Consider the following 11,308-nt stretch of genomic DNA (forward strand, 5'->3'; position numbering starts at 1 on the left):
CCGAAATCGATGGCCATCTTGCCGGTTTCCTGGTCGCCTTCCGCGAAGGTCGGGACTATGACAGCCCCAACTATCGCTGGTTCTGTGAGCACTACCCGCAATTTGCCTATATCGACCGCATCGTCATCGCCAACGCCTACCGCCGCCACGGCCTGGGTCGCATTTTCTATTGCGACGTCACCAGCTATGCGGAAGTGCGCGTGCCGCTGCTGACCTGCGAAGTGTTCCTGGAGCCCCGCGACGACGTGGTGGTGCTGTTCCACGGCACCTACGGCTTCCAGGAAGTGGGCCAGCAGCGCATGGGCAGCGACGGTCCCCAGGTGAGCCTGCTCGCCAAGGACCTGCCCAGCTACGCCTTCGTGCGAGAAACCTATCTGGACCACGACGGCCTTCCCGATGTGCCGTGGCTGGCCGAACGCCAGCACCCGTCCTCCTCCCCCGATACCACCCGGCGCCGCCTCGCGGGAGAGCGCCGCCAGTGAATGCAAAGATGGATCAACAAGACGCCTGTGACCTGCGCTTCGGCCAGGTCGGCATCGCCAACGTGCGCATCAAGCGCGTGGACGCAGCGGCGCTGTGCGAAGAGCTGGAACGCCGCGTTCGCGCCGCACCCCAGCTGTTTGCCCGCGCCGCCGTGGTGCTGGACCTCAGTCACCTGATGAACCTGCCCGACGACGGCACGGTCGACGCGCTGCTCGAAGCCGTGCGCAGCGCCGGCATGCTGCCCGTGGGCCTGGCCTATGGCACCAGCGAAGTCGATGCGCTCTCCCAGCGCATGGGCTTGCCGCTGATCGCCAAGTTCCGCGCCGCCTATGAGCCCGCCGACGGCGGCAGCATCGCACCGCCGGCACCGCCTGCCGCCGCTGCCGAACCCGTGCGTCGCACGGAGCCTGTGCGACAGGAAGCCGAGCCTGCTGCGCCGGTCACCAACGCCGGTGCGCAGCACTACGAAGGCACCGTGCGCTCTGGCCAGCAGGTGTATGCGCGCGATCGCGATCTGGTCGTCACCGGCGCCATCGCCAATGCTGCCGAGGTGATTGCCGACGGCAGCATCCATATCTACGGCAGTTTGCGCGGTCGTGCGATGGCCGGCGCACAGGGCGATGAGAAAGCGCGCATATACATTTCAGACTTCCGCGCGGAGCTGGTGGCCATCGCCGGTCACTACCGCGTGTTTGAACAAATTCCAAAAGACCTCGAAGGCCAGTCTGTGCGATGCTGGCTCGAAGGGGAAAAATTGCTGATCGCTAAGCTTTGACGATCAGTCATTACAACTACAAAGAACCATGCGGAGATGAGCCTTGACTGCTGAGATTATCGTTGTCACCTCGGGCAAGGGTGGCGTGGGCAAAACCACGACCAGTGCCTCGCTTGCCACGGGCCTCGCCATGGCCGGCAAGAAAGTCGCGGTGATCGATTTCGACGTCGGCCTGCGCAACCTCGACCTCATCATGGGCTGCGAGCGGCGCGTGGTGTACGACTTCGTCAACGTCGTGCACGGCGAAGCCACGCTCAAGCAGGCGCTGATCAAGGACAAGCGCTACGAGACCCTCTACGTGCTTGCCGCCAGCCAGACGCGCGACAAGGACGCGCTGACCCAGGAAGGCGTCGAGAAAGTGCTCGAAGACCTGGGCAAGGAAGGCTTCGATTACGTCGTGTGCGATTCGCCGGCCGGCATCGAAAAGGGTGCGCACCTGGCGATGTATTTCGCCGATCACGCCGTCGTGGTGGTGAACCCGGAAGTGTCCTCGGTACGCGATTCCGATCGCATCCTGGGCCTGCTCGCCAGCAAGACGCGCCGCGCCGAACGCGGCGACGGCGCGATCAAGCAGCACCTGCTGCTGACGCGCTACAACCCGGCCCGCGTGGCCGTGGGCGAAATGCTCAGCGTGAAGGACGTCGAGGAAATCCTCGGCATCAACGTGGTGGGCGTGATTCCCGAATCGGAAAACGTGCTGGCCGCCTCCAACGCCGGCGTGCCGGTGATCCTGGACGACAACTCGTTTGCCGGCCAGGCATACAGCGACACGGTTGCCCGCATCCTTGGTGAAGAACGTGCCCTGCGCTTCCTCGAGGTGCCGAAGAAGGGCTTCTTCCAGCGCGTATTCGGAGGCTGATCGGCATGGGTATTCTTGATTTCCTGAAGCGCAAGCCGGAACCCACCGCTGGACTCGCCAAGGAGCGTCTTCGCATCATCGTGGCTCAGGAGCGCTCCACCCGTGGCGCTCCCGACTACCTGCCGTTGCTGCGCAACGAGCTGCTCGAAGTGATCAAGAAATACGTCCACGTCGACCTCGACGCCATCAACATCAATGTCGAGCGCGACAGCGGACACGAGATCCTCGAGCTCTCCGTGGCGCTGCCCGAGAACACGCCAGCCAAGTCCATCTGAGATCGTGGCGCGGCACTGCCGCGCCACGCACTTCGCGATGTGCGTCGCCGCTGAACCACGGCGACTCTTTCCTCATGCCAGTTCCCACCTCTCCTCCTGACGAAGCCAGCGTGATGCGCCTAGCCGAGATCGGCTTCGATGCGCCTGCGCGCTTGCTTGCGCGTTACGGGCTTGCCCTGCAGCGCGTCGATATCGGCACGCCCATCCCCGGCAGTTTCTGGGGCGATGAGGAAGCTGGCATCATCGGCACGACGGTCTACGCACGCGATGACACCCCCGTGCATTCGTTGCTGCATGAAGCCGGTCACCTGATCGTGCTGCCGCCTGAGCGCCGCAGCGAGGTGCATACCGACGCCACCGATTCCGTAGCCGAGGAAGACGCCACCTGCTACCTGCAGATCGTGCTGGCGGATGAACTGCCCGGCGTGGGCCGCGAGCGCCTGATGGACGATATGAATGCCTGGGGCTATACGTTCCGGCTCGGCTCGGCCCAGGCCTGGTTCGGCGAGGATGCCGCCAATGCCCGGCAGTGGCTGGTGGAACACGGCCTGCTGAACCCGGACGGGCAGCCCGCGTTTAGCTGACCCAAGCGGGCCAAGCAAAACCTCCCGCTTATCTCACACCCAGACAACACCCGCTGGCGCAGTGTGATATCGCCAAACGGGAGACCGTGCGTGACACCATGGCTGAAGACAGCGGCCAGTGTGCTATGTGCCGCGATGCTGGCCTCAACCACGCTTGCCGGCGATGCCGCCGGTGGCTCGGCGCGTTCCGACGGTTTCGTGGCGCGCATCGAACTCAACGGCCCGATCGGCCCCGCCGCCGCGGAATACGTAGACACCTCTCTTCAACACGCCAGGCGCGACGGCGCAACGGCAGTGCTGATGCAACTGGACACCCCGGGTGGCCTGTCCGATTCGATGCGGCAGATCGTTGCCAGCATTCTTGCCTCCCCTCTTCCGGTAATTGGTTACGTGGCACCGGGCGGTGCCCGCGCCGCATCGGCAGGAACCTATATCCTCTATGCCTGCCCCATCGCCGCGATGGCGCCCGGCACGCATCTGGGTGCGGCCACGCCGGTATCGCTGGACGGCAGCGGCAAGCTTCCGCTGCCGTCGCCGGCGACATCCGCACCGGACGCAGCGCCACTGACGGGCGCCGATGCGGAATCCAACAAGGTGATCAACGACGCCAATGCCTTCATCCGATCGCTGGCGCAGCTCAACGGCCGTAATGCCGACTGGGCCAGCAAGGCCGTGCAAGGCGCGGCCACGCTGACCGCCGACGAAGCCCTGCAGAAGCATGTGGTGGATCTGGTGGCGCCCGATGCTTCATCGCTGCTCGCGCGCCTCGAAGGGCGTCGCGTGCACGTCGATGGCCAGGATGTCACGCTGCATCTGGCGGGGCTGCCCTTGCGCGACTATGCGCCGAACTGGCGCACGCATCTGTTGGGGCTGGTCACCCATCCCACCATCGCCTATCTGCTGCTGCTCGCCGGCATCTATGGCCTGGTGCTCGAGGCCTTCCATCCGGGCGTACTGCTGCCGGGCGTGGCCGGGGCCATCTGCCTGCTGGTCGGGTTATATGCCTTGCAGCTATTGCCGGTGAACTACGCCGGACTCGCCCTGATGATGCTCGGCGTGTGCCTAGTGCTGGCGGAAGCCTTGATGCCATCGGTGGGCGCCATCGGCATCGGCGGCGTGCTCTCCTTCGTCATCGGCTCGATCATGCTGTTCGATGCCGGTGTGCCCGGTTACGCCGTGAACCTGGGCGTGATCGCCGGCATGGCGCTGGCTGGCGTGGTGGTGCTGGCGCTCTTGTTGCGCCTCGTCGCGCGCGCCCGCCACACACGCAAGTTCAATGGCGACGAACGCATGCTGCTCAGCACCGGCGAATTGACCGAGCCGCTCGACGCGGCAGGCGATGGCTGGGCGCGCATCGGCGGCGAGCAATGGCGCGTGCATGGCGACGCCCCGCTGCCGGCCGGCTCACGTATCCGCGTGGTGGGGCGCGACGGCTTGCTGTTGCGCATCACCCGCGCCTGACATCGGCAACAAAGGAGAGGCTCATGTTTGGTTTCGTCGGCGTGATCGTGATCTGGGCTGTGGCGATGCTGTTCCTTTCGATCAAGGTGCTGCCCGAATACCAACGCGGCGTAGTGCTCACGCTGGGCCGCTACACCGGCACCAAGGGGCCGGGACTGGTGATCCTGATTCCCATCGTCCAGCGCATGATGCGGGTGGATTTGCGCGTCACCGTGATGGACGTGCCGCCGCAGGACGTGATCTCCCGCGACAACGTCTCGGTGCGTGTCAATGCAGTGGTGTACTTCCGCGTGGTGGAACCGGACAAGGCGATGCTGCAGGTGGCGGATTTCTTCCAGGCCACCAGCCAGCTGGCGCAGACGCGTCTGCGCTCGGTGCTGGGCCAGCACGAGCTGGACGACATCCTCTCGCAGCGTGATTCGATCAACCACAGCCTGCAGCAGATCCTGGACGAAGCCACCGATCCCTGGGGCATCAAGGTCAGCAATGTCGAGATCAAGGATGTGGATCTCAACGAGACCATGGTTCGCGCGATTGCCCGCCAGGCGGAAGCGGAACGCGAGCGCCGCGCCAAGGTGATCCACGCAGAGGGCGAATTGCAGGCGGCCGAAAAACTGCGCGATGCCGCGGCGATGCTTTCGCAGCAACCGCAGGCGCTGCAGCTGCGCTACATGCAGACCATGTCGGACATGTCCAATAGCGGCAAGGCCTCGACTATTGTGTTTCCGCTGCCGCTGGATTTGTTGAGGCCGCTGCTCGGCAAGGGCGACTGACCTTGTAGGAGCGCACTTGTGCGCGACCGCGTCGCGTGAGCGACGCCACCTTTCCGCCCGCCCGGTCGCGCACAAGTGCGCTCCTACAAGGGTGCGGTTGGCCTGGCTGTACAATGCCCGACCACCCGCCATCCGCCCCGCCATGTCCAGCACGCCCACCCACGTTCGCCTCGCCGTCATCGGCGGAGGCCCTGCCGGCCTGATGGCGGCGGAAGCGGCGCACGCGGCGGGCGTGGCGGTGGATGTGTTCGACGCCAAGGGCTCGGTGGGACGCAAGTTCCTCATCGCCGGCAAGGGCGGCATGAACCTCACGCACGGCGAAGCCAAGCCGGATTTCGTGCAGCGTTACGGCAAGCGTGCGCGAGAAGTGGGGGCATGGCTTGAGGATTTCGATGCGGACGACTTGCGCGCCTGGGCACGCCAGCTGGGCGTGGAGACCTTTGTTGGCACGTCCGGTCGCGTGTTTCCCAGCGATCTGAAAGCCGCACCTCTGCTGCGCGGCTGGGTACGCCGCCTGCGCGAGGATGGCGTGCGCTTTCATGTGCACCGCCGATGGCTAGGCTGGACGGACGACGGCTTGCTGCGCWTCGCCACGCCCGATGGCGAACATGCGGTGCGCGCCGATGCAGCGGTGCTTGCCATGGGCGGCGGCAGCTGGCCGGAACTGGGTTCKGAGGGTGCATGGCAGTCGCCGTTGCTTGCCCGCGGTGTCGATGTATCGCCCTTGGTGCCTTCCAACTGCGGCTTCGATATCGCCTGGAGCGAACATATCGCCGGTCGTCATGCCGGCGCACCGCTCAAGCCGGTAGTGATCCATCTGCGCGATGAGCATGGCCGCGAGCACGCGCGCCAGGGCGAATGCGTGATCACCGCCCACGGCATCGAAGGCAGCCTGATCTATGCTTTTTCCGCCTTGATCCGCGACGCCATCGCCGCGCACGGCCCCATCACCATCGAACTCGATCTTGCACCCGATCGCACGCTCGATCGCCTGCGCGCCGATCTGGCCAAGCCGCGCGGCAAACACTCCATGAGCGACCACCTGCGTCGCCAGACCGGGCTCACCGGGGTGAAGGCCGCGCTGCTGCACGAGGTGCTCGACCGGCAGCAATTCCACGATGTCGACACGCTGGCCCGCAGCATCAAGCGCCTGCCGCTGCGACTCACCCGCGCCCGTCCCATCGAAGAAGCCATCAGCAGCGGCGGCGGCGTGCGGCTGGAAGCGCTGGATCCGCAGCTGATGYTCGCCGCCCTGCCCGGCGTGTTCTGCGCCGGCGAAATGCTCGACTGGGAGGCGCCCACCGGCGGCTACCTGCTCACCGCCTGCTTTGCCAGCGGCCGCCGCGCCGGACTCGGGGCGGCGGCATGGATCAAGCATTTGCCCCCTGCTGCCGATAACTGAGCAGAGCGTCGCAGCGCGGCACAGTCGCACTACATTTTTTCCGCCAGCTGCCGATACCCCCAGCGTAGCGGGGGCCACACAGGGGAGCTGGCAGCACGATGATGGGGAACTGGTGGCGGGTATTCGGGCGTGAGCGCGCGGCAGAACCAGCAGCGACGCGGCCGGCTGCGCCCGAGCCGGAACTCCCGGTGGAAACCAGCCTGCCCCACGGGATGGTCTCGGGCGATGAGCTCGCCGAGCGTTTTTTCCGCTTCATCCTCAACCAGCCGGTCAACGCCGGCGACAGCGCCAACAAGCCGCGCGAACAGGCCGTTCTCCAGCGCCTGAAGGACCAGTGCGAGAACGGCCGCTTCGACGTACGCAGTCTGCCGCGCATGCCAACGGTGCTGCCGCAGCTGATGCGCGCCATGAAGAACGACAAACTCAGCGGCGCCCAGCTGGCCGACCTGATCAAACGCGATCCGGTGCTGGTGGGCGAAGTCATGCGCGTCACCGGCAGCGTCACCTATCGCACCGCCCATCCGGTGGGCAGTCTGCAGCACGCGGTCGTGCTGCTCGGCCAGATCGGCCTGCGCCACGTGGTGACGTCTTACGTGATGAAGCCCATCCTGATGGCCAGCGCCGGTGCCAACGGGCAGATCGTGGGCCAGCGTCTATGGGATCACGCCGAACGCTGCGCGCACGCGGCGGTGTATCTCAGCAAGGGCCAGTGCGACGCGTTCGAAGCCTATCTGGTGGCCCTGGTCGGCTATAGCGGCCTGGGCGCCGTGGCGCGTTTGCTGGATAAGGAATTGCAGAACAGCGAACTGCCCGCCAGCTCAACGGCCTTCATCGATGGCTGCGTGCAGCTCGCCGCCGAACTCACCGTGCAGGCAGGCCAGCATTGGGATCTGCCGCCGCCCGTGCAGGAAGCGCTGGTGGAACATTGCGAGCACGGCCATGCCGCGCTCACGCTGCCAATGAGTCGCGTGCTCTACGTCTCCCAGCGCCTGGCCATGAACCAGCTCCTCGCCGAACAAGGCCTGCTCGACAGCGAGGCTGGTTACAGCGAGGACCCGGTGGCCGCGTTTCCCGCGCAGCTGCTGGCGCGTTGCCAGCAGGATCTGCGCAGGAGTTTCGCGCCGGCCTGATCGGCGGCGTCAGCTCGACAGACGTTGCTTTACATCGGCCACGATGGCGTACGAGCGGCAACGCGCCTCGTGATCGAACACGTTCGCGGTGATCATCAGCTCGTCCGGGCGATGGCGTTCGACAAACGATTCGATGCCCTGCTTCACCGTCTCGGCGCTGCCGATCACCGCGCAAGCGAGCGCATGCTCCACGCCGAATTTTTCGGTGGGCGTCCAGAAGTCTTCGATATTGTCGATCGGCGGCGGGATCAGGCTCGGGCGGCCACGACGCAGGTTGACGAAACTCTGCTGCTGGGTAGTGAACAGACGCTTCGCTTCCTGGTCGCTTTCCGCCGCGACGATATTCACGCCGAGCATCGCGTACGGCGCGGCCAGGCGCGCCGAGGGACGGAAATCGCGGCGATACAGGGCCAGCGCTTCGTCCATCGCGTCCGGCGCAAAGTGCGAGGCGAAGGCGAACGGCAAACCCATCGCAGCCGACAGGCGGGCGCTGAACAAGCTCGAGCCCAGCAGCCACACCGGCACATTGATGCCGGCACCGGGCACGGCGCGCACGGGCTGATGGGGTGTCGCCGGCTCGAAATACGCCAGCAATTCAGCCACGTCCTGCGGGAACTGCTCGGCGCTGTCGAAATAGCGCCGTAGCGCCCGTGCCGTGGCGTGGTCGGTTCCAGGCGCGCGTCCCAAGCCAAGATCGATGCGTCCCGGATAGAGCGACGCCAAGGTGCCGAACTGCTCAGCCACCTGGAGCGGCGCATGGTTGGGCAACATGATGCCACCCGCGCCGACACGTATGGTCGAGGTCCCACCCGCCACGTGACCGATCAACACGGCGGTGGCCGCGCTGGCGATGCCTGGCATGTTGTGGTGCTCGGCCAGCCAATAGCGGTGGTAGCCAAGCGCCTCGGCGCGACGGGCCAGATCCAGCGTGTTGGCAAAGGCCTGGGTGGTATCGCTGCCTTCGGTGACCGGTGCCAGATCGAGGACGGAGAACGGAATCATGGGGCTTCCTCATGCGGGAAGCCCCGATATTGGGGACGCTGTCCCCAATTGCCAGTGAGGCCGACCGACGTCTCAGCCCATTCGCCAGTTGCGCTCCTCGACGCGACCGCAGCGGCTGCATTCGCGGCGACCGGGTTCCGGCCGAGCCCATTGATGCTTGAAAACACGGCATAAAAGCCGTTCGAGCCACTGCTTCCCCTTCATGCCCACTCCCTGAATCGCATGCCAAAACGTGCTCTACGTCACAATTTAACAGTGGCATTCAGAAAAGGCGATAACAGCCGCATGACAGTTGGAAACTCGCCGTGTTTGACGCAAGTGCTTGCACCGGCCTGACTTTTTTCAGGCCGGTGCGGTCAACAACGACGGGAGACAGGCGTGGAACGCAGCATCAGCGTCCGCGCGGTCAATCGACTCCCGCTGCGGTTGAAGGACAGCAGCGGGATCGCGCGCCTATGCCAGCGCGCTCATGCTCAGCGCATGATGCCCGTGTGGCCCAGCGAGTAACGGCCCGGCTGCGGCCATACGGCGAGACCGTGCGGCTCCTGGCCCACCTTGATCTTGCGGATCTGGCCCGTGGCGGTGTCGATCGCATAGACCTCGTCGTCGAAGCGACCCGACAGCCAGAGCGTCTTGCCATCGGCGCTCACATTGCCCATGTCCGGGCTGCCGCCACCGGGGATCGGCCAGTTGGCCACCACCTTCTGCGAGGCGAAGTCGATCACCGACACGCTGCCCTTGCCGCCGCGCGGACCGTGCACCTTGTTGGAGCCGCGGTTGGCGACATACAGCTTGGTGCCGTCGCGGCTCGGGTACAGGCCATGCGTGCCCACGCCGGTCTTGACGAAGCCCACCTGCTTGAAGCTGGCGCCGTCGATCAGGTACACGCCATCGGCCATCATGTCGGCGACGTAGAAGGTCTTGCCGTCCGGGGACGAGCGGATGTCCTGCGGCATGCCCTTCTTGGACAGGTCCAGGTAACCGAGCACCTTGCGGTTGACCATGTCGATCTTCACCAGCTTGCCGGTGAACTCGCAGGTGAAGATGGCATAGCTGCCGTCGATGGCGAAGTCGGCGTGGTTGATGCCCTTGCAGTCCGGCGCGCTGAGGCTGGAATGCTCTTTCATGCTGTGAGCATCGCGGAAATCCAGGCGCGCGAACGCTTCGGCAACGACGATCGCTTCCTTGCCGTCCGGCGTGAAGTACATGTTGTACGGATCGTCCACCGGCACCGCCGTGCCCGGCTTGCCGGTGGCTGCGTCGATCGGCGTGAGGCTGCCGGTCTTCTTGCGCTCGGCATTGTTGGTGACCCACAGCGTGCGCAGATCCCACGACGGCACGACGTGCTGCGGGCCCTCGCCCACTTTGAACTTGTCCACCACCTTGTAGGTGGCCGGATCGATCACGTAGACATCGTTCGAACGCAGGTTGGGCACGTAGATGCGCGCCGGGTCGTTCTTCACGGCGGCGCTGAGGTGATTGAGCCCCGCTTCGCTGTACATGTTGGCGGCGTTCACCACCGGCGGCATGCCAGGGACGGTGGTGACGGACGAAGCCGCCAGGGCAGTGCCGGCCAGGCACGCAGCGGCAAGCGCCAACGGTGCGAGGCGGAACAGACGGGAGGAACGCAGGGATTTAGCGATGGCCATGGCTCACAACTTAGGTCGGGTGAYTCGGGGAGGTCAGTGCGCCTGCGTGTCGCGACGCAAGGCATTCACTGTATTTACCACAATAGCATTCACGCCCAGCTGACCGAGGTCAGCCGCGGAGCGGCGCGGGTCGCCGCCATACACGCCATCGGCGGCGCCCAGCTTGGGGCCATCCTGCAACTGGCCAAGGCGCACCATCTGCGGGGCCACGGCAAGCTGCAGGGACGTATCGGCCAAACCGGCGTGCGTGCCGATCTCGTCATCCTTGATGCCGTGCTGGCGAAGGATCTGGTTGAAACCCTCCGATGAGGTGGCGTAGTACTCCGGCGGCACGATGACGCGCGCCTTGCCGCCCCAGGCTTTGTTCAACCTGGCGGCGACGCGGTCCAGATCCTTCAGATAGCCGCCGTGGTCGCCCAGCAGGACGATGTTGCGGAAGCCATGCACGGCAAAGCTTTGCGCGGCCGATTCCAGCATCTGCTCGAACACGGCATCGGGGATGGTGATGGTGCCGGGGAAACGCATATGCGAACTGGGTGGCGCGGTGCCACCTTCGGGCACGTAGGTCACCACGGGCGCCACCAGCGCATTGCCCAGACGTTCGGCGATCTTCTGCGAGAGGAAAGCTGCACGTGCGTTGTGCTTGCCCACGGCGATGTACGGGCCACTCTGCTCGGTGCCGCCGATGGGAATGATGATGGTGGTCTTGCCGGCCTGGACCTGATCGCGAATTTCGGTCCAGGTGAGGTCCTGCAGCTGCACGGTGTGCGGTGTCTGGGCGAAGGCGGCGTGGGCGCTCAGCAACAGCAGCCCGCAGGCAAGGGTTCGCAACGACGGGAAAGGCATCGGATGGTCCTGAAAAGCAGGCGCCAAGTGTAGAACGCCCCCCTGTGGGAGCGCACCCTGTGCGCGACA

12 protein-coding genes are annotated in these 11,308 nt (G+C 65.4%); 9 read left to right on the forward strand and 3 right to left on the reverse strand.

Annotation, left to right across the window (positions count from 1 at the left end; genetic code table 11):
- The 9 genes from AC1DMG_RS15515 to AC1DMG_RS15555 form a co-directional block, all read left to right on the forward strand.
- A partial coding sequence (locus AC1DMG_RS15515; protein ID WP_477180725.1) for a GNAT family N-acetyltransferase occupies window positions 1-482 on the forward strand: 482 nt, incomplete at its 5' end.
- Window positions 483-490: 8 nt separating this feature from the next.
- On the forward strand, window positions 491-1,258 hold the full coding sequence (minC, locus tag AC1DMG_RS15520; RefSeq protein ID WP_441604200.1) for a septum site-determining protein MinC: 768 nt from the start codon (window positions 491-493) through the stop codon (window positions 1,256-1,258).
- A gap of 43 nt (window positions 1,259-1,301) precedes the next feature.
- On the forward strand, window positions 1,302-2,117 hold the full coding sequence (gene minD / locus AC1DMG_RS15525; protein WP_046970574.1) for a septum site-determining protein MinD: 816 nt from the start codon (window positions 1,302-1,304) through the stop codon (window positions 2,115-2,117).
- 5 nt (window positions 2,118-2,122) lie between these two features.
- Window positions 2,123-2,392, forward strand: a complete 270-nt coding sequence (gene minE / locus AC1DMG_RS15530) for a cell division topological specificity factor MinE (RefSeq protein ID WP_441604201.1) — start codon at window positions 2,123-2,125, stop codon at window positions 2,390-2,392.
- Window positions 2,393-2,505: 113 nt separating this feature from the next.
- Entirely contained in the window at window positions 2,506-2,976 is a 471-nt protein-coding gene (locus AC1DMG_RS15535; protein ID WP_477180727.1) for a hypothetical protein, read from the forward strand.
- 90 nt (window positions 2,977-3,066) lie between these two features.
- Complete coding sequence (locus AC1DMG_RS15540; RefSeq protein ID WP_441604203.1) at window positions 3,067-4,437, forward strand: NfeD family protein; 1,371 nt, start codon at window positions 3,067-3,069, stop codon at window positions 4,435-4,437.
- A gap of 23 nt (window positions 4,438-4,460) precedes the next feature.
- Window positions 4,461-5,210, forward strand: a complete 750-nt coding sequence (locus tag AC1DMG_RS15545) for a slipin family protein (RefSeq protein ID WP_441604204.1) — start codon at window positions 4,461-4,463, stop codon at window positions 5,208-5,210.
- 142 nt (window positions 5,211-5,352) lie between these two features.
- Complete coding sequence (locus AC1DMG_RS15550) at window positions 5,353-6,612, forward strand: TIGR03862 family flavoprotein (RefSeq protein WP_477180726.1); 1,260 nt, start codon at window positions 5,353-5,355, stop codon at window positions 6,610-6,612.
- 188 nt (window positions 6,613-6,800) lie between these two features.
- Complete coding sequence (locus AC1DMG_RS15555; RefSeq protein WP_441604206.1) at window positions 6,801-7,742, forward strand: HDOD domain-containing protein; 942 nt, start codon at window positions 6,801-6,803, stop codon at window positions 7,740-7,742.
- Between the two features lie 9 nt (window positions 7,743-7,751).
- Here AC1DMG_RS15555 and AC1DMG_RS15560 read toward each other — a convergent pair whose 3' ends face one another.
- The 3 genes from AC1DMG_RS15560 to AC1DMG_RS15570 all read right to left on the reverse strand — a co-directional run bounded on the left by AC1DMG_RS15560 (window position 7,752) and on the right by AC1DMG_RS15570 (window position 11,239).
- Window positions 7,752-8,744, reverse strand: a complete 993-nt coding sequence (locus tag AC1DMG_RS15560; protein WP_477178466.1) for an LLM class flavin-dependent oxidoreductase — start codon at window positions 8,742-8,744, stop codon at window positions 7,752-7,754.
- A 473-nt stretch (window positions 8,745-9,217) separates the two neighbouring features.
- Window positions 9,218-10,393 carry a YncE family protein gene (locus AC1DMG_RS15565; protein WP_441604208.1) on the reverse strand — a complete coding sequence of 392 codons (1,176 nt, stop codon included), beginning with the start codon at window positions 10,391-10,393 and terminating at the stop codon, window positions 9,218-9,220.
- A 33-nt stretch (window positions 10,394-10,426) separates the two neighbouring features.
- The gene (locus AC1DMG_RS15570) at window positions 10,427-11,239 is read right to left on the reverse strand and encodes a creatininase family protein (protein WP_441604209.1); all 813 of its coding nucleotides are present in this window, start codon (window positions 11,237-11,239) and stop codon (window positions 10,427-10,429) included.
- Between the last annotated feature and the right edge of the window lie 69 nt (window positions 11,240-11,308).

This window comes from Dyella sp. 01N36 (genome assembly GCF_056399745.1).